We start from the raw sequence: 21,137 nt of genomic DNA, 5'->3' as shown, positions 1-21,137 counted from the left end.
CGGGCTGGCGGACAGCTCGGGTCAAGAGGGAGCGCATATTCGGCTGCAGAGTGCCGTTCAGGTCCGCTCATAGTCTTGAGCGGTCCCTCTCTCGGCGAATAATCCGACAGAACCGGGCCACGATGATCGGGCGCAGCGCGTGCTCCGGAGATGAGAGTGGGTAGCGAAGGGAGCCGCATGATCGAGATCCTGAACCGTCTGGTCGATGAGGTCGAGCGCCGTCTCGACGATCACATCGATGTCGAGGCGTTCGCTGCGTCGATGGGAACGACGGGCTACCACGTACGCCGCATGTTTTCCTCGTTGGCAGGCATTCCGACCTCCGAGTATGTGCGTCAGCGGCGGATGACCGTCGCCGCCTCGGACGTGATTGGCGATGAGGACCTCCTGACGATCGCCGTGCGCTACGGATACGGTTCGGTCGAGGCCTTCGGCCGGGCGTTCCGTTCCGTGCACGGAGTGACTCACAGTGAAGTCCGTCGCGACGGTGGCCCCCTTCGTGCTCAACCCACCATCAGGTTCCGCCTGACTGTCGAAGGGAGCTCCGCCATGGATGCCCGAATCACCGAACGTCCCGCCTTCCGTCTCATCGGCTATGCCGCACGCGTGCCGCTGATCTACAAGGGCGTCAACCCGCACATCCAGCAACACATTGCGTCTCTGCCAGCCGAGGAACACCAGCGACTCAAAGACCTCAGCGGCGCCGAGCCTCGTGGGCTGCTACAAGTCAGCGCTGATCTCGACCCCGACTACCGAGAGGGGAGCGAGCTCACTTATCTTCATGGTGTCGCGGTCGATGCCGGGACAGAGGTGCCGACAGATCTCGACCTCATCGAGGTCGACCGCGGAGCGTGGGTCGTGTTCCGCACTTCAGGTCCGCATCCGAAGGCACTGCAGGATGCGTACGCCGCATCCGCTGCGCATTGGTTCCCGTCGAATCCCTGGCGGTTGCGACCAGGGCCTTCGATCGTCGCGATCCGCGAACACACCGACGATTTCAGCACGGCGACGTGCGAGCTGTGGTTCCCGATCGAGCGCGATTGACCGGTGTTTCCGGCCCGAGCGCTCGCTTTCGCCTCGAGCCGGTGTGGGAAGGCCGAGCCGCCTGGATTCGTTATCCTGTCCGGGTGTCATCAGCGGTGAATGCGGCGTGGGCCACGTTGCAGGGGACAGGCCGGGTCTCTCTCCCGGGAGAGCCGGCGGTGTGGTCCGGTGCGATGCGATGGCTCTTCCTGGTCTTGTTGACGCTCATCGGTGTGCTCGCGGTCGGTGGCCTCGTCGCCGTTCCGTTTGCCCTCGCGTCGGGAATCGATGTCACGGTGGCTACCGTGCTGGGGTTCCTCGGCGTCTACGCCATGCTGACCGTCGCTGCCCTACTCCTCAACCTGGGATACCGACGGCAGAAGAGGTACCTCACCGTCGAGCGCCGAGCGGTCGTCCTCGACGCCCACGGCATCACTCTGCGCGGCGTGGGGCCGATTCCCTGGCGTGACTTCGGGCTGGCGCAACACCTCATGGTCCGTAACGAGCATTCTGACGGGTGGGTGCGTCGGGCCGTGATGCCCTTGACAGCCTCGGGGTTCGCCGTCGTCAACCAGCGGCTCGCACCCGCGCTCCGCGAACGGATATCACCGCCCACGGGTCCGTTCTGGAACCGCACCCATCGTCACATCTATGTCCCCGGCGTTGAGGAGATGGGACAGGGTGAGGTCATGTGGCTGATCAACGCCGCGCACCAGATGTTCAGCGGTGATGCGCACCGTCCTGCCCCGGGCGCCTCGTGATCGGCCACGCGTCGCACGGTCCACACGTCGACGGGATGTGCGGGTGAAGGGGCGACTTCCCGGTCCCTGCAGAGCACAGTGAGGTCGCGGTCGGGGCCGCTGCCAGTTAGGTCAGGTTGCGGCAGTTCCCTCCGAGCCCAGCCAGCAAGCCCGCATTGGTCGCGACAGCAGCTGATTCCGACCGCCAACCGCTTTCGTGCTCGACCGCGAATGCGATCTCCATCTCGCTTCCGAGCCCGAGCAGCCCGCCGAGGAGGTTGGTGGGCACTGTGGTTCTATAGGTGCCGTCGTCCAGTGCTGTCGTGTTCGACAGCACGCTGAAGCCAGTCAAGGGGGCGAGCACGGACCCGAGACCGCTCGTGGACGCTTCAACGACGATGTCGCCGAGCTCATAACCCTCTGGGAGCTGCCAGTAGATCCGCACTCGAGCCGCAAGGCCGAGAACACCCGGTCGGAACTCGCAGGGTTGCGTCAAGACCGGGGCCGGGATCGTCGCCGCAGAGAACGACGCTGACGCCAGGTCCTTGCCCGTCCAGGAAGCGTCGGTGGATTCGATCGTCGCGGGGAGCACGATGCCGACGAGGAGGAGGGCTGTGGCGGCCGTCGTGGCGAGAGAGGCGCGCAGCTTCGCTCGTGCTGGTCGAGTCGTCACGGAGTCTTGAGCCACTCCTTGCTGGTCGTTGAGAGGACAGCTCCCATCTTACGATTCCGGTGCCGGCATCTATCGTGTATTCGCTCAGCGTCTGAGCGGTGATCGGTCCCTCGACGAGGGGGCTGCTCGAGCGGCGACTCACGCGGCCAACCAACGGAAGCCCGACGGGAGACGGCGTCGATGAACAGCGATACGAGCCGTCATTGAATGAGTCCGATCAGGAGGACGGCCACGGCCGGTGACGAAGGTGCTGTTCCGAGACAGCGTGACTTCTGACTAGGTCGCAACCGGGAGTGTGATGCTCGATCCCGCCAGACGGATCGTGTGCCTATTCGAAACCCGTTCCACGGCGAGCATGGGATTTTCACCAGTCCCGGGGCTCGCCGGAAAGTGCGGGTAGGCACCCCCGGCGATGGCGACTCTGATTCTGTTCCCCGCACTGAACCGGTGTGCGATTGGAGTGAGCTCTATGTGGGCCGTCCCATTCGCACTGACGCGTTGTGCGCCCTGCGCGACGTTCCGTGACTTCCCCTTCGCGTCGACCTCGGAGATCCGTACGAAGATGTTCGAGTCAGGACATTCGGCCGAATGGTCCAGCGCGGCGATCGGTGTTCCATGGACCTCCAGATCCGCCGTTAGTACGTCGGATGCGACGACGAATACGTCCGCGCGCTGTGCCACGGCGGTGTCGTCGGCGTAGCCTCCGCCGAGCAGTAGCGGTCCACCGGGGAAGGTCGGGGCATCAGCGGGGTCGAAGAGGAAAGAAATCTCCCCCGAGGCGGGCACATCCGAAAGCGAACCAGGGGCCAGATGCAGGCGGTGAGGGGCGGTCGCCGGCGGCCAGTAATCGAGGGATCGCCACTCGTCGGCGCCAGTGACATGAAGGTGCACGGGAGCTGTCCGGTTCGAGTCGGTGCCGATCAAGTGCGCGTCGAGCCAATCGAACGTCTCGGCAACCTGCAGAGGACCGCCGCTGGCGCCCCTGTGCTCCCACGGACCGACCGTGAAGGCTGTGTCCACCCCGCGGTTCCGGAGTCGGTCGAACTGCTCGAGGGACTGCGGCAGGAAGAGGTCCTGCCAGCCGCTCGAGATCAGGACAGGGATATCCACGCGGTCGATCGAATCGCTGAGATCAACCGGCTTCCAGTATGGGTCGTCGATCTCATGCACGAGGCGATCCTTTAGCCAGTGCCACTGGCGAGGCATCATCTCGTGGAGGGCCGCATCGATCGGCGCACGGCGCAGGAGCCGGTGGACGGAGGCCGCCTTCGTGACGGCATAGCGGATCGACTGCAGCGGACGGGTCTCCTGCACGTTGATGAGCGCCGCCCATACTGGCAGGGCGGAAGTGAATGTGCCCGTTCCCCAGTGGAACTGCGTGAAGTCGTGCGGTCCGGCGAGGATGATCGCCGCCTTGTGATCGGGCTGCGGGTCGGAGAGTAACGCCCACTGCGTCCAGCCCAGGTAGGAGGCGCCAATGGACGCGAACGCGCCCGCATACCAGCCCTGTTCCCGCATCCATTCAACGACGTCGCGAAAATCGTCGCGTTCGTGGAACATCGGGGAGAACTCGCCCCCCGACCCGAAGGAACCGCGGATGCTCGCGATCAGGACGTGATAGCCCTGAGACGCGTAGACCCCGTAGGTGAAACGCGCGGCGAGTCCGGTGCGCGCGTATGGGGTCATTGCGACGAGGGTGCCCCGGGCTCGGCCGGTTGGAGCGTAGTGGGCCGCTTTCAGGACGGTGCCGTCGGCGAGGACGACGTCGTGATCCGCGACCGAGTATGCGCCGCCTCGGGGGAGTCTGTTGGCACGGTTCACGTAACGATCGAGCAGGCCGTATCGCGCCTTTTTCATGCAGACTCCTCCGAATGGATCGTTGGGTGAGTCATCCCTTTCCTGACCTCGGCGCCGACGACGTGCCGTGCATGAAGTGTATGAGGTCAGGATGTTGTTGACGGTGACAGGAACCACCGATTCTCGTGGTTGTCCGCCGTGTGCGCCATGGGGCCGGTGGTAGTTGCCGGGCGGGTGCGGCGACGCTCGACAAGCCGCTTCCGCCTCGCCACCATTAGCGGCGCATTCCGATGAAGGCCGGCACTCATGCGGTCTGTGAGGCATCGCCGCGCCTTTGTCGGCGCTCCACTCGTCGCCGATCAGCCAGATGGGCGACGCGGAGAGCCTCCAGCGCACGCTCGATGGTTGCGCTTGCGGGATTGACGACGCATACCCACCCGTATGCGCCATACAGGGGATGAGGGAGGAACGAATCTGTCGTGCTGTAATCCGCACCGGATTCGTCGATCTCTTCGGGAGGGTATCCGACGAGATCGGTGAAGGCTTCCGCTCCCACATTCATGTTCAGCCGCCAACGCCCCTCGTGATCGAGGCGACTCTCTGTGTCGTCCAGGTAGTTCTTCGTGACGATCGTTGCGTACGGCTGGCGGTTGCGTGGCACCTGGCCGTCCGGGGCGTAGTAGAAGAAGTGGTCGCCCCACGAGATCTCTGGATGTTCGCTTCCGGGCAGCGGTGCGAGTTCGAGGAGACCGTTGAACGTTCGGACTTCTGACAGGATCTGTTCCATAGACATGGTTCGAGTATGAGCTTGAAGTGCTTATGGAGGGTTTGACCGTATGACGTGCGCGGCTTCCCGTGAGCCCGAGCGATACACGACGAGTCAGCTCGCGGCTGTTTCGGGGTACTCGGCCCAGCAGGTCCGCGATCTCGACCGCCTCGGTGTCATCCCGCCCGCTGACCGGCAGAGCAACGGATATCGACAGTTCGCTGGCCTCCATGTCACCGCACTACGCGCGTACCGCGGCCTGGCAATCGCGGTCGGCCCTGTGGTGGCCCGCGCGACAATGCGTGACATACGTGGTCTGCCCATAGACGAAGCGATCGCCCGCATCGTCGCGCTCCATGTCGATCTCGCGCGTTCGCGAGCCGATGCGGTCGCCGCGCTCCGCGCTCTCGACAGCATCGTCGACGAAAGCGCCCACAACACGCCCGCAGTGCCCGGCGACACGATGACTATCACCGAACTTTCCACCGCGCTCGGCGTGCGCTCCTCCACGCTCCGTTTCTGGGAGCAGGAAGGGTTGATCATGCCTGAACGGGACGAGCCGCTTGCCGCGCGACGCTACCCGCCAGATGCCGTGAGCGACGCCCGGATCGTCGCCACCCTCCGCGCAGGCGGCTACCGGATCCCCGCCATCCAAGCAGTCATGACATCCCTGCACACGCTGGACAGGACCACGGACGCCCGAGAAGCACTCCATAACCGACTGCGAGACATCGCCTTCCGCTCAGACGCACTACTCCGTGCCGGTGCAGACCTCTCCAACATGCTGCACTCGACCGCTGTCAACGACGCCGTGGCCAGGAACCGCTAGGCGCCTTCTCCGGGGAGGCGCCGAGCTCGTTGAGTAGTCGATCAGCGGCTCGGTACGGGCCACCGCGCGCACTGGCGGATCATCGAATCACCCGGAGCTCTACAGCGACATGATGTCGAAGAACAGCGACACGAGCGGTAGTTGGATGAGACCAATCAGGAGGAAAGTGGCCGTCGCTACGATGCCCAGGACCAGTGCTGTCGTACTGCGCCTCATCCGCTTCCTCTTGGCGCCGATTCCGAATAGCAGAGCGACCACGGACAACGCGAGACCGAGCAGTTGGCCGATGAGCGCGATGAGGAGTACGACGAAATTGAAGACGCCGTTCGGATCGTTCCCGAAGACGCCGTCCAGCGTGTGGGTCATCGCGGCGCCCAGTGCGAGATACAAGGTCATGATGGTGTGCCCGACCAGGCCGAGGCCTGCCCAGACAACGGCGGTGATTCCGAGGCCAATGCTCGCCGTGGGCGCCTGGCCCTGGGGGTGCAGCGCAGGAGGCGTGAGGTTCGGTTGCTGAGCAGAGTTCCCGGGGTGATGGGGATGGCCGTGCGGTCGTTGACTCATCGAATGGTCCTCCAAGGTCATCACGTGCGACGGAAGCCGCGCAGCTGTCGGAGATGCTGTGCCTGCGACGAGCGTTGCAGTTACCGTCCGTGCAGGTTGAGCGTATCGGGCGAGTCGGCCAGCGTGAGTCAGGGCGGGCGGTGCCCCTTCCCGTTCGGTCGTCAGCAACCTACAGTCACCTCATGGCGAGACTCACTTTCAGCATGAACGTCACCCTGGATGGTTGCGTCGACCACCAGGTCGGAATCGCGGACGATGAGACGCACGGCTTTTTCACTCGTCTCATGGACGAGCACCACGCAATGCTCTGGGGCCGTACGACCTACGAAATGATGGAGAATTACTGGCCGGCGGTTGCGCGCGGCGACGTCGATGCCCCGGCGGCGGTGCGCGAGTGGGCACTCAAGCTCGAGACGAAGCCGAAGTACGTCGTGTCGTTATCACGCAGCGATTTTCCCTGGACCAACAGTCATCGCGTCGTCGGCGATCTGCGGTCAGCCGTGCAGGATCTCAAGGAGAGCGCTCCGGGCGGAGTGCTTCTCGGGAGCGGCAAACTTGCGACAGAGCTCGACCGACTCGGACTGATCGACGAGTACCGGTTCCTCGTCCACCCCGTGATCGCGGGCCACGGCCCGACCATGTATCAGGACGGACTGCCGAGCACTCGTCGTCTCGACCTGATCTCGTCCGAGCCGCTCGGCAACGGTGTGATCGCGGTGCACTACCGACGGGCCGAATGAGGCCGGTCATATCAGCACCCCAGCTCGAGCGCCGGCAGCCCGTGTTCCTGGATGAAGGTGCGATCTCGATCGGAGCTGAAGTGCGTACCCCTGAGTGCTGAGTACACCTCGGGGACGATCCCCGTGTAGAACTCCGCTGCGTCCATTCGCTCAGGATACGGACGCCCCCGCGTCGTGCGGACGACGAATTCTTTCAGGGCGGAGCCGACGACGTCTGCGTTCGCAGTGCATCGACGTCATCGCGCGGATCTGTGGACGTTGGGTCGAGACACACTCTAGGGTGATGGCGTGGCAGCGGTCGTCTTCATGTGCGGGCCTGCGGGCTCTGGTAAATCGACCATCGCGCGTCGCCTCGAAGCGGATGGCTTCGTCCGCCTGTCGTTCGATCAGGAAGCCTGGGATCGAGGCATCCGTCACATGCCGCTCGACAAGGAGGAACACCGCGATATCGACGCCCGTCTGCGGAAGCGGCTCCTCGATCTCGTCGCGGACGGATGTGACGTCGTGCTCGACTTCTCGTTCTGGTCGCGCGCCATGCGCGAGAGCTGGCGGCGCGCGCTCAAGCCGCGCGGCGTGGTTCCCGAGACCATCTACCTCGCAACTGATCGGGCGACGTGTCTCGGTCGCGTCGCGGCGCGGCGGCGAACGCACGGCGATGACTTCGCACTGGACGAGGAGACCGCCGCAACTTACTTCGATCATTTCGAACCCCCGACTCTCGCTGAGGGCCCCGTGCGTATCGTGGCGGGCTGACCCACTCACGGACGGCATCCGTGCGCCTGTGAAAACCCCCGCGAATTTCGCGCGACCCCAGCAGGTGCGCATGTCGGGTGCGTGGTTGGTGCTCATCGGATCCACGGCCGCACGTATGCCACGCTGGGGAAGGAGCACAGGGCCGCGCGGGTGAACGGCTCGCGGCGTTCACGCCTCAGGAGGTCACATGGTTGCCGTCGAGCTGACGGGGCACTTGATATGCGCGCACGAAGGGGAAGCTGCGACCGTCCGACGCTACTTGCCCCGCCACGTCGAGCTCACCCACGGAGAGCCGGGGTGCCTCCACTTCGAGGTGAAGCCGACCGACGACCCGCTCGTGTGGTCCGTGTCGGAGAGGTTCGTTGACCGCGCGGCGTTCGACGCGCACCAGGCGCGCGTCGCAGCCAGCGAATGGGGCCGGATCACGCGCGGCATCACGCGGAACTTCGTGGTCACGGAGCGCGAGAAATAGATCCCTGGCACCGGCACAGTGGCATGCGCGGGCATCTGGCGGAACTCAGGAGTGACGTTTCCGCGCCTCGTCTCGAATCCCGTATGCGCCGTTCAGACGACGCGTGGGTAGTCGATGGTCAACAGCATCTCATCGCGAACGTCGCGGAGGATGTCCTCGGTCAGCTCGCGGACGTGGATGCCGCGCGCCCGCTCCGGGGTGACGCTGTCCTCCTCAGGGCTCCAGGCGCGCAGAACAGCGACGCGGGACACGTGGGGAACGTTGTCCGGCAGCTCACGCAGCCAACCGAGCCACGCGTCGGCGCTGGTCTCGTCACCCGCGGCAGAATCGCGACCGCACCCGATGAGGGTGCTGCAGTCACACATGTTGTGCGTCAGTGTGAAGACTGCGGACGACTTGCGAACGCGGCTGGACGCGATGTGCATGTCGACCGGCGTCGGTTCGACGCCGATTCGCTCCGCCGTGAAACCGGAGAAGTGAGGAGTGAAAGCCGCGGCGTTCACCGCCCACAGGTTCGTTGCGCACATGGGCCTATTCTCCGACAGGCGTCGCGACTGCCCGGCATTGCTCGGCGCTTACGTACTTCGCGGCGCGAAGACGCGAAAACGATTGCCGTTTGGATCCCGCATGTCGATCCACTGGACACCGCTTTCTTCATGCTCGGCTCCTCGCGTCGCCCCGAGCGCCTCGGCGTGTGCGGGCGGATGACCTCGAGACCGGCCTCCGCAGCGGCATCGCGAGCCCACCCGCCACGTCGTTGACGGTCACGTCGGGCACAATGCGGTCGATGTTCACAGGGTCCGCACACCAGCCCTCCGCCGCCGTGGCCAGAGGGGCGACGGACGCGGTGCTACGGGGTGCCTGTCGCGTGGTCGCGCGCCAGGAGGCGTCGAGTGCGCCCGGGGATCGTCTCCGGCAGTGTTTCGAGGAGGCTTTCGATCGTCACCGCAGCTAGGCTGGTCCGCCATGCTTCGTGAGCTTCGTCCATCGTGGCGGCCAGAGCGCACCGCTCACGGCACTGGTCTGCCGGAAGCGCGCCGCGACCCTGCTGCCTGATCTCCCGACACTGGTACGGGTTTCCTCGACCGTCGATGGCCTCCACGATCTTCAGGACGGTGATGTCGGCAGGTGGCCGCGCCAAACGAAATCCGCCGCGCGGGCCGGTCGTGCCGGACAACACATCCGCTCGGACCAGCAGAGCCAACTGCTTGGCGAGATAGGCCGTCGGAAGGTCGAAATGCTCCGCGAGCTGGGCCGTGCTCACTGCTCCATCCGGCACCTGCGCAATGGCAGTGGTGCAGTGCAATGCCCACTCCAAGCTCGCCGGCAGCTTCATGACCCTCAGGCTAGCCGTTCCGTCTCTCCGTTATTGAACCTCCGTCATCGACGAACCTGCGTGCTCGCGCATCGGGAGTGCGAAAGTTATTGTGGACCTATGAAATCCACAATACGTGACCGTCCGACACGCGTCGCAATCGCGGGGGCCACCGGCCGGATCGGAACGTTGACCCGACTTCTGCTGGAAGAGGCTGGGCACGAGGTTGTTCCTCTCAGTCGACATCACGGGGTGAACCTCGTGACCGGCGCCGGTCTGGATGATGCGCTCAATGGGGTAGGGGCCGTGATCGATGTGACGAACAGCACGTCGCGCGACCGCTCTGAGACGACCGGCTTCTTTCGCACCGTGAGCGCGAACCTCTTAACCCGAGGGCTTCACGCGGGTGTTGGTCATCACGTGGTGCTGTCGATCGCGGGCGTTGGCAGAGTCAACGGAAACGCCCATTACGCCGGTAAACGCGCCCAGGAAGCGGCAGTCGAGGCCGGCCAAGTGCCGTACACGATCGTGCCGGCCACCCAGTTCCATGACTTCGGCGAGATGGTTGCGTCATGGTCCGAAGTGGATGGAGTGGCACGGGTCCCCCCTCTGCTCGTGCAGCCGATCGCGCCGCGAGATGTCGCGGCGATTCTGACCCGCGTGGCGACAGGCCCTGCTCAGGGGCGTCACGTCGATGTCGCCGGCCCCGATCCCCACGACCTCGTGGACATGGCGCGACGCACCCACGAGGCACGAGGTCGCTCGGTCCGGCTCGTGCCGACATGGGACGACGGAGTCTTCGATGCGACGATGGCCGGGAACGTTCTCCTTCCGGCACATGACGTGGAAATTGCCCCCACTTCCTTTGACGAGTGGCTCGGCAGTCAACGGGAGGCGCGCCCCCACGGTCGCTCGTCGTGACGTCGCCGTTCGGGTGCGGATAGACGCGACTCTGTCACACTGTAGGCATGCCCCAGTTCGACGATGAGTTCCGACCGGACCCGAAGAAGATCACGGTCAGAGGTGGCGTATTCTTCAACCCCTGGGTGAACATCTCGGCGTGTGTCGTCACCACGATTGGACTGGGCTGGCTCACCCTGTGGCTTCTGTCGCTCTATTTCGAGGTCACCGAGTCGGCGCCGTATCCCGACCAGTCGCTCGACGCGGTCGGCACCATGATCGGTGTCGTCTTCTTGGGCCTCGCGACGCTCGCCTTGCTGGGGTGCACCATTTTCGTCATCGTGTGGTGGGCTCGACGGACCCGCCACGATCGCGCGCAGCAGGACGACGCCGGCGGGACGGCGTGATCAGGTCATCGCGGCGTCGACACGGATGACCACTGACCCGCTGGGTCTGCACTATCTCTTCGACCTGCGGCACTCGTTGACGGTATGCCGTCGACGGCGGCGCGCCTCCCGATTTTTGAGATGAATCGTCGGGCCTCACGTTGGCCGCCGGTTCGGCGCTACGGTGGGCGCGCGGCACTCCCCGGTATTTCTGGGTGCGCCGCGTTCCTACCGGCCCATTGGCGAAAGCGCGTCGACCGAAGCCCGGCGAGCACCGGGTGGAATAGGCGTGGACACGAGGTGCGCGCGCTTCGCTGTGTGAACCAGGCTGCTGCCGCGAGGACGCTGCTCGTCGTGAGATGGCATCGACCCAGACTCTGAGCGATTCGGGCCGGCGTCTGCTTGCGCGCTGGGCGGTCGACGCGCGTGTTCCCTTCCCTGTGTGCTCAGGCAGACGGCTTGGTTGCGATGCCGTCGAGCCAGAGGGTGTCCGATTCATCGCGGTGCACACCGTCGGTCCCGACGTGCTTGCTGCTGATCGTCGGCCCCTTCTGGATCACATGCACGAGCGCCATGCCGTGGCCCCGTCCGAGGTCATAGTCCTCCTTGAGCCACGTGAGGATCTCGCCCGCCTTCACCCCGGGTGCGTCGAGCCCTTTCTCGCTCGCGATCTCCAGGAGCTGGCGCGGCGTGAGACCGGTCTTCTTCTCGATCGTGTCGAGATAGGCCTGGAATGACATGGGATCCTCCGTTGGAACCAGCGTGTACGGATAGTTTCTACACCACTTCGGAGCGGTTCGTCGCGCGGTGTGCGCATATTCATGTCGAGCGGGTGAGCCACCGAGCGAGGTCGTGACGGAGTTCCGTGGTCGCTTCCAGCGGTACGAGGTGCCCGGCTCGTGGGAACAGACTGATGCCTGTGGTTCCGGGGAGTTTCGCTGCGAGTTGTGACGCCTGCTCAACGGGGATCCACGGGTCGAGATCGCCCCAGCCGATATGCGTGGGGCATCGCACCTCGGCGAGTCGCTCGACGAGGGGGCGGGTATGACGCGGATCCAGCTGCGCGATCTGACTGTAGAAGGCACGTTGACCAGCGCGCGACAGCCAGGGAAGGGCCAGCTTGTCGACCCAGTCAGGGGCGAGAGCGGATCGGGTCGCACCGGCGATGTACTCGCGCACCAGCGCCGCGTGAAGGTTCGCGGGCAGCGCCGCGAACGTCGTCTCGTTCTCGGCGACCAGGCGAAAGAAGGCGGATCCCCACGGGTCGAGGGTGACGACGTCGAGCAGGTACAGCGACGCGAATTCGCTCGCTTCGAACAGGTGCGCGCCGAGGGCGACGGCGCCGCCGATATCGTGCGCGACGACGTGCGGCCGGTCAAGTCGCCAGTGATCGATCAGCGCGGCGAGGCGGCGACTCTGCCGGGGGAGGTCGATCGCGACGTCGGACTCGGAGATCGACCGACCGTATCCGGGCATGTCCCAGAGGAAGACCCGGTGCGTCTCGGCCAGGAGGCGCACCAGGGGCAGCCAGGTGGCTGCCGACCACGGCGTGCCGTGGCACAACACGATGTCGCCGTCCGAGGACATGTCGTGCGCGCCCGCGCGGTACGTCACGATCTCGACGCCGTCGATGGTGACGCGGATCGGGCGGAGCGAGTACTCGTCGGTCATGCCGCCACGCTAGATCTTCAGGTTAACCTGAAGTCAAGGAGGCGTGCGATGAGGATCGGCGAAGCGGCCACCCAGCTCGACGTGGCGACGCACGTCCTGCGGCATTGGGAGGACGAAGGTGTCGTCGTGCCACGACGAACCGCGTCGGGGCACCGCGAGTACGACGAGGAGCATCTCGTGCGCTGCCGCATCGTGCGGTCCTGTCAGGCAGCGGGGCTGAGCCTGGCCGAGATCCGTCGCGTTCTGCACCGTGGTGAGCCCGAGCGCCGTGCGGTGATCGACGAGCGGTTGCGTGCGGTTCGGCGGCAGCAGGCCGTGCTGGATGCCACGGAGACCTTCCTCGTGCACGTTCGCGAGTGCCGTCACGGCCTCGTCACGAGATGTGCGGACTGCTCCGCGTATGCGGCGCCTGCGTCTCCGACGCAACCCTCTCGTGTACGGTCGTCGGCGCGAGTAGAGTGACACGCCCTCCCTCTGTCCACGGGGCACAGGGTCCCGAAAGGAAGGCGATCATGAGCAGCGATTTTGCCGTCGGCGATCACGTTCGTTGGAACTCGGAAGCGGGTGAAGTCACCGGCGTGATCATCAAGAAGCACACGCAGGACACCGAATACAAGGGACACATGCGCCGCTGCAGCGTGGATGATCCGCAGTACGAGATCAAGAGCGACAAGACCGACCACGTCGCCATGCACAAGGCGACGGCGCTCCACCGGGTCAGCTGATCGGAGCATCACGTGAGCGAGCGTCGCGAGATCTGGACGGTCGGGCACTGGACCTCGCCGATCCCCGACTTCCTCGAGCTCTTGGACGAGCACGGGATCGCCATGCTCGTCGACGTGCGCGCGCACCCGGGGTCACGCCGCAGCCCGCAGTTCGGCGCGGACGCCATGGCTGAGTGGCTTGCGGAGAACGGCATCGAGTACCGGCGGATCGCGAAGCTCGGCGGGCGGCGCGGGCGCCAGGATGTCGACCCGTCGGTCAACGCGGCGTGGCAGAACGTCAGCTTCAAGAACTATGCGGACTACACGCTCACCGATGAGTACCGCGAAGGGATCGACGAGCTCACCAGCGTCGCGCGCTCCCGACCCGTCGCGATCATGTGCGGCGAGCCGGTGCCGTGGCGCTGTCATCGCCTCCTGATCGCCAACACGCTTGCCGCGGGCGGGTGGACGGTCACGCACCTGTTCGCGGACGGCGCCGCACGCGAGCACGCTCTTGGCCAGTGGGGCGCCACGCCGTTCGTCGCGGCCGACGGCCTCGTGACCTATCCGGATCCGTCGGACGACTGAACGCGGGGACCGGACTTCGCTGACGGGCTTGGAGAAGCCGCGCAACGCTCGCATCTCGTTGCGGACGACGCCCTCGAACGGCTGCGCGCGCACTTCGACTGAGCGCTCCGCGAGTGCTGTACCGCCCCCTCACAGCGACAAGAGGACGGAACGGCACTCGCGTTTCGCGGAGGTCGCAAGAGGCTATGGTGCACAGAGACGTACCCGACGAAAGGAATCAGACGGTGAAGATCGGCATTATCCTCGGATCCATCCGCACGGAGCGCAAGACGGAGGCGGTTGCGCGATACGTTCATGGCCTGGCGGAGAAGCGCAGCGGTGACACCGCGTTCGAACTCGTCGACCTGGCGGAGTTCGATGTTCCTCCCTTGACGACGTCGGTGCACCCGATGGCGGCGAACAAGAGCTATGACGATGCCGGTGTCCAGCGCTGGTCGGACGCGATCGATGCTTGCGACGCATTCCTGTTCGTCACGCCCGAGTACAACCACGGCGTGCCCGGCGGATTCAAGAACGCCGTCGACTCGCTCGGCCCCGAGTGGGTCGGAAAACCCGTCGCGTTTATCGGCCACGGGTCGGTCGGGGGAGTGCGCGCCATCGAACAGTGGCGTCAGATCGTGGCGAACTTCTCGATGCCCGTCGTGCGGTCTGAGGTCAATTTTAACGGCTTCACTCACTGGCAGGACGGCGAGTTCCAGCCGGAGGACCGGCACGTCGACGAGGTGAATGGCGTCTTCGACGACCTCGAGCATCTCACGCGCACCGTGCGCGACTGACCGCCCCGCGGCCTCCGCTACGGTCGAGCACGTGAAGCATCCCTTCGAGCGCACGGACGTCGCGTTGCCGATGGATCCCGCGATCGCGGCGGCAGTCGCCGACGCTGACCTCGGTCTCGCACGCGGCGCCGTGGAGCTTGCCGCGCCGTCGCCGCGCTGGTCTCCGGCGTACGCTGCGCTCGTCGCCGCATTCGCGCCGACCCGTCCTCACGGTGTCGTGGCGATCGAACACGTCGGATCGACGTCGGTTCCGGGACTGACCGCGAAGGCGATCCTGGATATCGCCGTCGGCATCTCCGAAAAGGAGGCGCCGGACGTGCATGACTGGCTGGTCGAGAGTGGATTTCTGTACCGCGGCGCGAGCGACGACGTCCGACCGGACCGGATGTACGGACTCGAGCGCGAGATCGGCGTCCGTCTCGTCAACGCGCACGTCGTCGTCCATGATGGCCTGGACTGGTGCCGGTATCTCGCGTTCCGCGATCGGCTGCGTGCGAACGACCGGGATCGTGACGCCTACGCTGCGCTGAAGCGACGACTGGCTGCCGAACACCTGGGCGATCGACTCGCCTACATCCGCGGAAAGAGCGGGTTCATCGTCGGCCGACGAGGGTGACCCCGCGGCCTCCGAGCGCGCTGGCAGATTCGCGTGGCGGTGGTCTGCGACGATAGCGATGTGGGCGATGTGACACGCGATCGCGGATGGCGCCGCCGGGAACTCCTGGCCGGCATTCGCGCGTCGCTGTCGGCCGGGCTCGGGCTCTTCCCTCTCGGGATCGCCTTTGGGCTGCTCGTGTACCAGTCGGGGCTTCCGCTGTGGGTTGCGCCGGCGCTGTCGGTCTTCGGGTACGCGGGTTCTCTCGAACTGCTGCTCGTCGGCCTCATGACGACCGCGACGCCGCTCGCGGCGATCGCGCTCACCACTTTGCTGGTCAACTTCCGTCACGTGTTCTATGCGTTCTCGTTCCCCATCGGCGCGATCCGTCACCCGCTCGCGAAGGTCTACTCGGTGTACGCGTTGACGGATGAGACCTACGCGATCACCGCAACGCGGCCCGACACGTGGACCTCGTGGCGTCTCATCGCGCTCCAGGCGTCGCTGCAGTCGTACTGGGTGCTGGGCGGGCTCGCGGGGCTGCTCGTCGGATCCCTGCTGCCGGAGCGCATCGACGGGCTCGAGTTCGCACTCTGCGCGCTGTTCATCACCCTGACGCTCGACGCCGCGCGCCGGTGGGATCAGGTGCCGTCGCTGCTCCTCGCGGGGCTGAGCTTCGCGATCGCGGTCGTCGCCGTGCCCGGGCAGGCGCTGTTCGCGTCGATGCTGCTGTTCCTGCTGCTCCTCGCGATCCGGTTCGCGGTGGCCCGGCAGAGAGGGACGGTCACATGATCGGCACCTGGTACATCGTGGGCGTGCTCGCGATTGCGTTCATCATCACGTTCGCGCTGCGCGCCCTGCCATTCGCGATCCTCAAGCCACTGCGCGAGTCGAAGGTCGTCCGCGCGCTCAGCGTCTGGATGCCGGTGGGGATCCTCGCCATCCTCGCCGCGGAGACGTTCCGCTCGACGATCGTCGCCAATGCCGCGCACGTGATCCCCGCGGCCATCGCGGCGGCGGTCACGATCGCCGCCCATCTGCTCTTCGGGCGGCGCACGCTGCTCAGCGTCGGCCTTGGCACCCTCACCTTCGTGGTTCTGGTCAACGTGCCCATCTGAATCAGCCACGCGCGTAGGCTCGCGACATGAGCAAGATCTTCACCATGAGCTTCGCCTCCGTCTATCCGCACTACGTGAGGAAGATGGAGCGGAAGGGGCGCACGATGGCCGAGCTCCACGAAGCTATCGAATGGCTGACGGGTTTCGACGAAGAGGCCCTGCAGGCTCAGATCTTCTCCGAGAACTCCTTCGAGCGGTTCTTCGACGACGCGACGCTGAATCCGAATGCGTCGCTCATCACCGGCGTCGTGTGCGGGGTTCGTGTGCAGGACATCGAGGATCCGCTCATGCAGAAGATCCGGTATCTCGACAAACTCGTCGACGAGCTCGCGAAGGGAAAGGCGATGGAGAAAGTCCTGCGCGCCTGAGCCGTACGTGTCCCGTCGAAGGCGTAGCGTAGGATGATGCCTCAGCTCGTCGTCCCCGACACCCGGTTTCACGCGTCCTTCCTCGAATCGAACCGCGAATGGGCGGGAGCCACCCAGGACGGCGCCGGGCTCCACGATGACGACGACATCCTCAGCGAAGCAGGGTTTGCGACCTACGTGGCCGAGTTGATCGCCTCCGAGCACACGCCGCGTCGGCCCGGGCTCGTCTGCGACACGTATCGGTGGATCGTCGACGGCGACGAGTACCTCGGCGCCATCTCGTTCCGGCACGAGCTGACCGAGTACCTCGAGAACTTCGGCGGTCACATCGGCTACGGCATCCGACCGTCCGCGCGCCAGCGCGGCCTCGCCTCGTGGGCGCTGGCGCAGACGCTCGACCTGGCGCGTGAGCGCGGTTATCCGCGCGTGCTCGTCACCTGCGTCGACGACAACGTCGCCTCGATTCGCACGATCGAGAAGAACGGCGGCGTGCTCGAGGACAAGCGCGACACGGGCGAGAGGCTCATGCGCCGCTATTGGATCGAGCTGTCGGTACCGGGACGGACGAGTCCCGTCTCGTAGGCGAGCACGACCAGCGCGGCGCGATCGCGCGCGTCGAGTTTGGTGAGCAGCCGACTGACGTACGTGCGGGCGGTCGCGGGGCTGAGGAAGAGTCGCGTGGCGATCTCGTCGTTCGTGAGTCCGGATCCGACGAGCTCGAGGATCTCGCGCTCGCGCGTCGTGAGCGCCGCCAGCGGCGCGGTATCGACCATTGTGCCGGTCACCGCCGCGCGCATGACGGCCGCGGTGACCGCGGGGGAGAGTAGCGCGTCTCCTCCCGCCACGGTCCGGATCGCGGCGCGGAGGTCGCCGGGCGAGACGTCCTTCAGGAGGTACCCGGCCGCGCCGGCGCGGATCGCGGCGTGCACGTTCTCGTCCTCGTCGAAGGTCGTGAGCATGAGCACGCGGATCCCGTTGAGGCTCGCGTCGCGGGCGATCTGCCGTGTGGCCTCGATGCCGTCGACGACGGGCATCCGGATGTCCATGAGGACGACGTCGGGCCGCAGTTCACGCACGCGGGCGAGCCCGGAACGTCCGTCGGATGCCTCGCCGATCACGACGATATCGCCGTCACGTTCGGCGAGCGACCGCAGCCCGGTGCGGACGAGCTCCTGGTCGTCGACGATGACGGCGCGAATCATCGACCCGGTCATGCGTCCTCCTTGTCATGCACAGGGATCCGCGCTTCGACGACGAAGCCGGTGGGCGTTGCGGCGGCGTCGAGCGTCCCGCCGAGGAGCCCGGCGCGCTCGCGCATGCCGCGGATCCCTGATCCCTCGCGAACCGGCCCGGCTGTCCGTCCGTCATCCGCGACCCGGATGACGAGCTCGGCGCCGACGACGTGCACCGCGACGTCCACGACCGTGGCGTCGGCGTGCCGCAGCACGTTGGTGAGCGACTCCTGCACAATCCGGAAGGCGGCGGCGTCGACGGAGGTCGGCATGCCGGTCGCGGACACGTCGACCGTGGCGGAGAGTCCGGACTCGCGGGCCGCCGCGACGACCTCGTCTATGCGCGTGAGGCCCGGTGTGGCACTGGTCCTCGCGGCATTGTCCGAGCGCAGAAACCGCACGGTCCTCCGCAGCTCGCGCAGCGCGTCGCTCGCTGCCGTCCGTACGCGCCCGAGCGCGTCGGCTCGCTGAATGGCATCCGTCGCTTCTGCGGCGACACCCGCGTGCAACGAGGCGACCGACAGCGTGTGACCGATCGTGTCGTGCAGGTCTCGGGCGATGCGCAGACGCTCCTCGTGCATCCTCGCGTCGGCCGCGTGTCGTTCCTGTGCCTCGGTCAGGCGAGCGACCTCCGCCGACCGTTCGCGCGTCTCGCGCGCGAGTCGCACGGCGGATCCGAGCGCGATGCTTGCGGCCGCGAGCGCGAGTTCGGTCACGAGCGAATAGCCGGTGAGCTGGCCGGCTGCGTTCTCAGAGAGTCGGAAGAAGATCGCGACGCCGACGAGGACCGAGGCGGATCCGATCGTCCATCTGGTGCGCCGTTGTTCTGCGCCGGAGAAGAGGGCGCCGATCGCGGGCAGGACCATTCCCACTGGCGGTAGGTCGAGCGTGTAATAGGCGAAGATGCCGAGTACGGTCGCGACCAGCACGACGCGCGAGAGACGTCGCCGCAGGAGCAGGATCGCGCCGAAAGCGACCGCAAACGCATACGCGCCGAGCGCGACCGCGCCCGCCGGATGCGCCGCGATGACGACAGCGAGCATGAGCGCCACGGCGAGCGCGAGTGCGGCATCGCTGACGCGGGGATCAACGGCCGGACGCATGCGTTCAGGGTAGTCCCGACCGGTGTCGCTCCGAGGCGACAATCGGCGTCGTGCAGAAGCGACGGGAGATGACGCCTGTCGCGGGATGTGCGGCCTGGCAGACGAGCAGACGATGGACGTATGACCGCAGAGAACACCTCCCCCACGTCGACTCCTGGCCTGCCCTGGCTTCTCATCGTCGGCCTGTCGTCCCTTGCGTTGCTGTGGCCGCTGACGAGCCTGTTCGGGTTCTCCGGCGGCGCGCCACGCGCCATCCTTCTCATCGTGATCATCGCCGCTGTGTGGATCGGCGTGGTCGGTTTCGCGCGCGTGCCGAACCCCGTCGCTGTCCTCACTCTCACGGGGGTCGGCCACGGCGTGATCACCCTCATCGTGTCGGCGATCGTCGGAGGCGCGACGCGACCGATCTGGGCCTATGCCATGTCGCTCGGCGTCGACGCCTTCTGGGGCGCGATGGCCGGACTCGTCGCACTCGCGATTCAGGCGATGATCGGACGGACGGGGGCAAGCCGATGAGGCGCGCGCTCGCCGCCGGGAGCGTTGCGCTCGTCGTCGCCTCGTCGCTCGCCGCGTGCGGCATGTCGACGAGCGCAGTACGCACCGTAGCATTCGAGCAGGAGCTGCGGATCCCCGAGCTGGCACCCTCGACGCTGGAGAACGGCGTGCGCACGTTCGAACTCACGGCACGCGCGGGCGAGACGGCGTTCCCTGGACGCGACACGGCTACCGGGACGTGGGGTTTCGACGACGATTTCCTCGGCCCCACGCTGAGGGCGAAGCGTGGCGAGACGGTCGCGTTCGAGATCGACAACACGCTGGACGAGAATACGAGCGTGCACTGGCATGGCATGCACCTGCCCGCCGAAATGGATGGCGGGCCGCATCAGGAGATCGAGCCCGGGCAGACGTGGCGTCCGACGTGGACCGTCGACCAACCGGCCGCGAGCCTCTGGTACCACCCGCATCCTCACGGCGCCACAGAGGAACATGTCTATCGCGGCCTGGCCGGAATGTTCCTTCTCGACGACGACGCGAGCGCGGCGGCCGATCTGCCCGCCGACTACGGCGTCGACGATCTTCCCCTCATCGTGCAGGACAGGCAGTTCGATGACGACGACCAGTTCGAACTGAGTGCGGACGGTTCCGAACCGGGAACTCTCGGTGACACGATCATGGTCAACGGTACGGTCGGCGCGTACCAGCAGGTGACCACGGACCGCGTGCGGCTTCGCCTTCTCAATGGCTCGACCGCCCGCACCTACGCCTTCGCGTTCCCGGACCGCGAGATGACCCTTGTCGCCACCGGCGGCGGGCTGATCGACGCTCCGGTCGACCTCGAACGAATCCGTCTGGCGCCCGGCGAGCGCGCAGAGATCGTGGTGCCATTCGAACCGGGGGAGACCGTGCGCCTGCGCTCGGAATCTGTTGACCTCGGCGGGATCCTGATTCCGGCGACCGCTGGCGGCAACGACGATTTCGATGTCCTCGAGTTCCGCGCCGCAGACGAGCTCGCGCCGACACCGGATCCGTCGTGGCCGCGATCCGTGCACGCCGACCACGATGCTGTTGCGGAAGCCGACGCCGTGAACACCCGCGAGTTCGTGCTGAACACACGACAGATCAACGGCGAGCGTATGGACATGTCGCGCACCGACGAGGTCGTGCGCGTCGGTGACACGGAGATCTGGGAGGTGCGCAGCACTCAAGCGATCCCGCACAGCTTCCATATCCACGACGTGCAGTTCCGCGTGCTCACGATCGACGAGGAGGATCCGCCGCCGGAACTCGCCGGACGGAAGGACACGATCTACCTCGAACCGAACCGCCGATATCGGCTCCTCATGCGTTTCGAAGACTATGCGGACCCAGAGATGCCGTACATGTACCACTGCCACATGCTGCTGCACGAAGACGAAGGCATGATGGGGCAGTTCGTCGTGATCGAACCGGGCCAGGAGGACGCCGTCGGATTGCCCGAGGACCACGCTCATGCGGTAGACTGAGCTGCTCGGGATACTTCCCGA

The 21,137-nt window shown here is 66.1% G+C and carries 31 protein-coding genes; 19 read left to right on the top strand and 12 right to left on the bottom strand.

Annotated elements, in window-relative coordinates; translation table 11 throughout:
• Window positions 1-177: 177 nt before the first annotated feature.
• Both IEW87_RS11805 and IEW87_RS11800 read left to right on the top strand, forming a co-directional pair.
• On the top strand, window positions 178-1,044 hold the full coding sequence (locus IEW87_RS11805) for an AraC family transcriptional regulator (protein ID WP_188712392.1): 867 nt from the start codon (window positions 178-180) through the stop codon (window positions 1,042-1,044).
• 83 nt (window positions 1,045-1,127) lie between these two features.
• Window positions 1,128-1,784, top strand: a complete 657-nt coding sequence (locus tag IEW87_RS11800; RefSeq protein ID WP_188712391.1) for a YdbT family protein — start codon at window positions 1,128-1,130, stop codon at window positions 1,782-1,784.
• 106 nt (window positions 1,785-1,890) lie between these two features.
• On the opposite strand, the gene IEW87_RS11795 is transcribed toward IEW87_RS11800, so the two are convergent.
• The 3 genes from IEW87_RS11795 to IEW87_RS11785 all read right to left on the bottom strand — a co-directional run bounded on the left by IEW87_RS11795 (window position 1,891) and on the right by IEW87_RS11785 (window position 5,026).
• Window positions 1,891-2,436, bottom strand: a complete 546-nt coding sequence (locus IEW87_RS11795; RefSeq protein ID WP_188712390.1) for a hypothetical protein — start codon at window positions 2,434-2,436, stop codon at window positions 1,891-1,893.
• Window positions 2,437-2,712: 276 nt separating this feature from the next.
• A complete protein-coding gene (locus IEW87_RS11790) occupies window positions 2,713-4,629 on the bottom strand; it encodes a CocE/NonD family hydrolase (protein ID WP_188712389.1) in 1,917 nt (638 codons plus the stop codon).
• A complete protein-coding gene (locus tag IEW87_RS11785) occupies window positions 4,538-5,026 on the bottom strand; it encodes a DUF6194 family protein (RefSeq protein WP_188712388.1) in 489 nt (162 codons plus the stop codon). Before IEW87_RS11785 ends, IEW87_RS11790 begins: the two co-directional genes overlap by 92 nt.
• A gap of 43 nt (window positions 5,027-5,069) precedes the next feature.
• Here IEW87_RS11785 and IEW87_RS11780 point away from each other — a divergent pair, with 43 nt between their 5' ends.
• Entirely contained in the window at window positions 5,070-5,828 is a 759-nt protein-coding gene (locus IEW87_RS11780; RefSeq protein ID WP_188712387.1) for a MerR family transcriptional regulator, read from the top strand.
• A 99-nt stretch (window positions 5,829-5,927) separates the two neighbouring features.
• Here the strand turns inward: IEW87_RS11780 and IEW87_RS11775 are convergent, their stop codons facing one another.
• Window positions 5,928-6,392 (bottom strand): hypothetical protein, encoded by a 465-nt coding sequence (locus tag IEW87_RS11775; RefSeq protein WP_188712386.1) that lies wholly within the window; start codon window positions 6,390-6,392, stop codon window positions 5,928-5,930.
• Window positions 6,393-6,574: 182 nt separating this feature from the next.
• On the opposite strand from IEW87_RS11775, the gene IEW87_RS11770 reads away from it, so the two are divergent.
• Window positions 6,575-7,132 (top strand): dihydrofolate reductase family protein, encoded by a 558-nt coding sequence (locus IEW87_RS11770; RefSeq protein ID WP_188712385.1) that lies wholly within the window; start codon window positions 6,575-6,577, stop codon window positions 7,130-7,132.
• Between the two features lie 11 nt (window positions 7,133-7,143).
• Here IEW87_RS11770 and IEW87_RS15150 read toward each other — a convergent pair whose 3' ends face one another.
• The gene (locus IEW87_RS15150) at window positions 7,144-7,278 is read right to left on the bottom strand and encodes a hypothetical protein (RefSeq protein ID WP_268234601.1); all 135 of its coding nucleotides are present in this window, start codon (window positions 7,276-7,278) and stop codon (window positions 7,144-7,146) included.
• 142 nt (window positions 7,279-7,420) lie between these two features.
• On the opposite strand from IEW87_RS15150, the gene IEW87_RS11765 reads away from it, so the two are divergent.
• Together IEW87_RS11765 and IEW87_RS11760 are read left to right on the top strand one after the other, a co-directional pair.
• Window positions 7,421-7,885: a P-loop nucleotide/nucleoside kinase family protein gene (locus IEW87_RS11765; RefSeq protein ID WP_229731124.1), complete on the top strand. Its 465-nt coding sequence runs from the start codon at window positions 7,421-7,423 to the stop codon at window positions 7,883-7,885.
• A 187-nt stretch (window positions 7,886-8,072) separates the two neighbouring features.
• Window positions 8,073-8,357, top strand: a complete 285-nt coding sequence (locus tag IEW87_RS11760) for a putative quinol monooxygenase (protein ID WP_188712384.1) — start codon at window positions 8,073-8,075, stop codon at window positions 8,355-8,357.
• Between the two features lie 92 nt (window positions 8,358-8,449).
• Here the strand turns inward: IEW87_RS11760 and IEW87_RS11755 are convergent, their stop codons facing one another.
• The 3 genes from IEW87_RS11755 to IEW87_RS11750 form a co-directional block, all read right to left on the bottom strand.
• Window positions 8,450-8,884: a hypothetical protein gene (locus IEW87_RS11755; protein ID WP_188712383.1), complete on the bottom strand. Its 435-nt coding sequence runs from the start codon at window positions 8,882-8,884 to the stop codon at window positions 8,450-8,452.
• A gap of 48 nt (window positions 8,885-8,932) precedes the next feature.
• Complete coding sequence (locus IEW87_RS15235) at window positions 8,933-9,103, bottom strand: VOC family protein (protein WP_373285117.1); 171 nt, start codon at window positions 9,101-9,103, stop codon at window positions 8,933-8,935.
• Window positions 9,104-9,207: 104 nt separating this feature from the next.
• The gene (locus IEW87_RS11750) at window positions 9,208-9,693 is read right to left on the bottom strand and encodes an RrF2 family transcriptional regulator (RefSeq protein ID WP_188712382.1); all 486 of its coding nucleotides are present in this window, start codon (window positions 9,691-9,693) and stop codon (window positions 9,208-9,210) included.
• A 231-nt stretch (window positions 9,694-9,924) separates the two neighbouring features.
• On the opposite strand from IEW87_RS11750, the gene IEW87_RS11745 reads away from it, so the two are divergent.
• Together IEW87_RS11745 and IEW87_RS11740 are read left to right on the top strand one after the other, a co-directional pair.
• Entirely contained in the window at window positions 9,925-10,593 is a 669-nt protein-coding gene (locus IEW87_RS11745; protein WP_229731123.1) for an SDR family oxidoreductase, read from the top strand.
• Between the two features lie 47 nt (window positions 10,594-10,640).
• Window positions 10,641-10,979, top strand: coding sequence for a hypothetical protein (locus IEW87_RS11740; RefSeq protein ID WP_188712381.1), 339 nt, complete (start codon window positions 10,641-10,643; stop codon window positions 10,977-10,979).
• Between the two features lie 425 nt (window positions 10,980-11,404).
• On the opposite strand, the gene IEW87_RS11735 is transcribed toward IEW87_RS11740, so the two are convergent.
• Window positions 11,405-11,698: a DUF4287 domain-containing protein gene (locus IEW87_RS11735; protein WP_188712380.1), complete on the bottom strand. Its 294-nt coding sequence runs from the start codon at window positions 11,696-11,698 to the stop codon at window positions 11,405-11,407.
• 79 nt (window positions 11,699-11,777) lie between these two features.
• Window positions 11,778-12,629, bottom strand: a complete 852-nt coding sequence (locus tag IEW87_RS11730) for an alpha/beta fold hydrolase (protein ID WP_188712379.1) — start codon at window positions 12,627-12,629, stop codon at window positions 11,778-11,780.
• 48 nt (window positions 12,630-12,677) lie between these two features.
• On the opposite strand from IEW87_RS11730, the gene IEW87_RS15230 reads away from it, so the two are divergent.
• The 9 genes from IEW87_RS15230 (at window position 12,678) to IEW87_RS11685 (ending at window position 17,360) form a co-directional block, all read left to right on the top strand.
• The gene (locus IEW87_RS15230) at window positions 12,678-13,091 is read left to right on the top strand and encodes a MerR family transcriptional regulator (RefSeq protein ID WP_188712378.1); all 414 of its coding nucleotides are present in this window, start codon (window positions 12,678-12,680) and stop codon (window positions 13,089-13,091) included.
• Between the two features lie 50 nt (window positions 13,092-13,141).
• Window positions 13,142-13,354, top strand: a complete 213-nt coding sequence (locus tag IEW87_RS11720; protein WP_188712377.1) for a hypervirulence associated TUDOR domain-containing protein — start codon at window positions 13,142-13,144, stop codon at window positions 13,352-13,354.
• A 12-nt stretch (window positions 13,355-13,366) separates the two neighbouring features.
• Window positions 13,367-13,921: a DUF488 domain-containing protein gene (locus tag IEW87_RS11715; RefSeq protein ID WP_188712376.1), complete on the top strand. Its 555-nt coding sequence runs from the start codon at window positions 13,367-13,369 to the stop codon at window positions 13,919-13,921.
• Window positions 13,922-14,145: 224 nt separating this feature from the next.
• Window positions 14,146-14,697, top strand: a complete 552-nt coding sequence (locus tag IEW87_RS11710; protein WP_308420924.1) for an NADPH-dependent FMN reductase — start codon at window positions 14,146-14,148, stop codon at window positions 14,695-14,697.
• A 31-nt stretch (window positions 14,698-14,728) separates the two neighbouring features.
• Window positions 14,729-15,313 (top strand): GrpB family protein, encoded by a 585-nt coding sequence (locus tag IEW87_RS11705; protein WP_188712374.1) that lies wholly within the window; start codon window positions 14,729-14,731, stop codon window positions 15,311-15,313.
• A 60-nt stretch (window positions 15,314-15,373) separates the two neighbouring features.
• A complete protein-coding gene (locus tag IEW87_RS11700; RefSeq protein WP_308420923.1) occupies window positions 15,374-16,084 on the top strand; it encodes an AzlC family ABC transporter permease in 711 nt (236 codons plus the stop codon).
• The gene (locus IEW87_RS11695; RefSeq protein WP_188712372.1) at window positions 16,081-16,410 is read left to right on the top strand and encodes an AzlD domain-containing protein; all 330 of its coding nucleotides are present in this window, start codon (window positions 16,081-16,083) and stop codon (window positions 16,408-16,410) included. Before IEW87_RS11700 ends, IEW87_RS11695 begins: the two co-directional genes overlap by 4 nt.
• A gap of 26 nt (window positions 16,411-16,436) precedes the next feature.
• Window positions 16,437-16,778: a DUF2200 domain-containing protein gene (locus IEW87_RS11690; RefSeq protein WP_188712371.1), complete on the top strand. Its 342-nt coding sequence runs from the start codon at window positions 16,437-16,439 to the stop codon at window positions 16,776-16,778.
• Between the two features lie 36 nt (window positions 16,779-16,814).
• Window positions 16,815-17,360 (top strand): GNAT family N-acetyltransferase, encoded by a 546-nt coding sequence (locus IEW87_RS11685; protein ID WP_188712370.1) that lies wholly within the window; start codon window positions 16,815-16,817, stop codon window positions 17,358-17,360.
• Here IEW87_RS11685 and IEW87_RS11680 read toward each other — a convergent pair.
• Both IEW87_RS11680 and IEW87_RS11675 read right to left on the bottom strand, forming a co-directional pair.
• Window positions 17,312-17,980 carry a response regulator gene (locus IEW87_RS11680; RefSeq protein WP_188712778.1) on the bottom strand — a complete coding sequence of 223 codons (669 nt, stop codon included), beginning with the start codon at window positions 17,978-17,980 and terminating at the stop codon, window positions 17,312-17,314. The two genes, IEW87_RS11685 and IEW87_RS11680, sit on opposite strands and share 49 nt — an antisense overlap.
• 8 nt (window positions 17,981-17,988) lie before the next feature.
• Window positions 17,989-19,113 carry a sensor histidine kinase gene (locus tag IEW87_RS11675; protein WP_188712369.1) on the bottom strand — a complete coding sequence of 375 codons (1,125 nt, stop codon included), beginning with the start codon at window positions 19,111-19,113 and terminating at the stop codon, window positions 17,989-17,991.
• 120 nt (window positions 19,114-19,233) lie between these two features.
• On the opposite strand from IEW87_RS11675, the gene IEW87_RS11670 reads away from it, so the two are divergent.
• On the top strand, window positions 19,234-19,629 hold the full coding sequence (locus IEW87_RS11670; RefSeq protein ID WP_188712368.1) for a hypothetical protein: 396 nt from the start codon (window positions 19,234-19,236) through the stop codon (window positions 19,627-19,629).
• Window positions 19,626-21,116 carry a multicopper oxidase family protein gene (locus IEW87_RS11665; protein WP_188712367.1) on the top strand — a complete coding sequence of 497 codons (1,491 nt, stop codon included), beginning with the start codon at window positions 19,626-19,628 and terminating at the stop codon, window positions 21,114-21,116. The genes IEW87_RS11670 and IEW87_RS11665 overlap by 4 nt, the downstream gene beginning before the upstream one ends.
• Window positions 21,117-21,137 lie beyond the last annotated feature (21 nt).

This window comes from Microbacterium faecale, from assembly GCF_014640975.1.
GTDB classification, from domain to species: Bacteria; Actinomycetota; Actinomycetes; order Actinomycetales; family Microbacteriaceae; genus Microbacterium; species Microbacterium faecale.
This window is presented reverse-complemented; position numbering and strand designations above follow the sequence as displayed.

What these genes read in the sequence shown, in the direction of transcription:
- IEW87_RS11720 (WP_188712377.1), top strand. Translation starts at nt 13,142, where the DNA reads ATGAGCAGCGATTTTGCCGTCGGCGATCACGTTCGTTGGAACTCGGAA.
- IEW87_RS11665 (WP_188712367.1), top strand. Translation starts at nt 19,626, where the DNA reads ATGAGGCGCGCGCTCGCCGCCGGGAGCGTTGCGCTCGTCGTCGCCTCG.
- IEW87_RS11780 (WP_188712387.1), top strand. Translation starts at nt 5,070, where the DNA reads ATGACGTGCGCGGCTTCCCGTGAGCCCGAGCGATACACGACGAGTCAG.
- IEW87_RS11750 (WP_188712382.1), bottom strand. Translation starts at nt 9,693, where the DNA reads ATGAAGCTGCCGGCGAGCTTGGAGTGGGCATTGCACTGCACCACTGCC.
- IEW87_RS11730 (WP_188712379.1), bottom strand. Translation starts at nt 12,629, where the DNA reads ATGACCGACGAGTACTCGCTCCGCCCGATCCGCGTCACCATCGACGGC.
- IEW87_RS11670 (WP_188712368.1), top strand. Translation starts at nt 19,234, where the DNA reads ATGACCGCAGAGAACACCTCCCCCACGTCGACTCCTGGCCTGCCCTGG.
- IEW87_RS11770 (WP_188712385.1), top strand. Translation starts at nt 6,575, where the DNA reads ATGGCGAGACTCACTTTCAGCATGAACGTCACCCTGGATGGTTGCGTC.
- IEW87_RS11775 (WP_188712386.1), bottom strand. Translation starts at nt 6,392, where the DNA reads ATGAGTCAACGACCGCACGGCCATCCCCATCACCCCGGGAACTCTGCT.
- IEW87_RS11680 (WP_188712778.1), bottom strand. Translation starts at nt 17,980, where the DNA reads ATGATTCGCGCCGTCATCGTCGACGACCAGGAGCTCGTCCGCACCGGG.
- IEW87_RS11675 (WP_188712369.1), bottom strand. Translation starts at nt 19,113, where the DNA reads ATGCGTCCGGCCGTTGATCCCCGCGTCAGCGATGCCGCACTCGCGCTC.
- IEW87_RS11685 (WP_188712370.1), top strand. Translation starts at nt 16,815, where the DNA reads ATGCCTCAGCTCGTCGTCCCCGACACCCGGTTTCACGCGTCCTTCCTC.
- IEW87_RS11735 (WP_188712380.1), bottom strand. Translation starts at nt 11,698, where the DNA reads ATGTCATTCCAGGCCTATCTCGACACGATCGAGAAGAAGACCGGTCTC.
- IEW87_RS11760 (WP_188712384.1), top strand. Translation starts at nt 8,073, where the DNA reads ATGGTTGCCGTCGAGCTGACGGGGCACTTGATATGCGCGCACGAAGGG.
- IEW87_RS11695 (WP_188712372.1), top strand. Translation starts at nt 16,081, where the DNA reads ATGATCGGCACCTGGTACATCGTGGGCGTGCTCGCGATTGCGTTCATC.
- IEW87_RS11785 (WP_188712388.1), bottom strand. Translation starts at nt 5,026, where the DNA reads ATGTCTATGGAACAGATCCTGTCAGAAGTCCGAACGTTCAACGGTCTC.
- IEW87_RS15150 (WP_268234601.1), bottom strand. Translation starts at nt 7,278, where the DNA reads ATGGACGCAGCGGAGTTCTACACGGGGATCGTCCCCGAGGTGTACTCA.
- IEW87_RS11690 (WP_188712371.1), top strand. Translation starts at nt 16,437, where the DNA reads ATGAGCAAGATCTTCACCATGAGCTTCGCCTCCGTCTATCCGCACTAC.
- IEW87_RS11755 (WP_188712383.1), bottom strand. Translation starts at nt 8,884, where the DNA reads ATGTGCGCAACGAACCTGTGGGCGGTGAACGCCGCGGCTTTCACTCCT.
- IEW87_RS15230 (WP_188712378.1), top strand. Translation starts at nt 12,678, where the DNA reads ATGAGGATCGGCGAAGCGGCCACCCAGCTCGACGTGGCGACGCACGTC.
- IEW87_RS11740 (WP_188712381.1), top strand. Translation starts at nt 10,641, where the DNA reads ATGCCCCAGTTCGACGATGAGTTCCGACCGGACCCGAAGAAGATCACG.
- IEW87_RS11805 (WP_188712392.1), top strand. Translation starts at nt 178, where the DNA reads ATGATCGAGATCCTGAACCGTCTGGTCGATGAGGTCGAGCGCCGTCTC.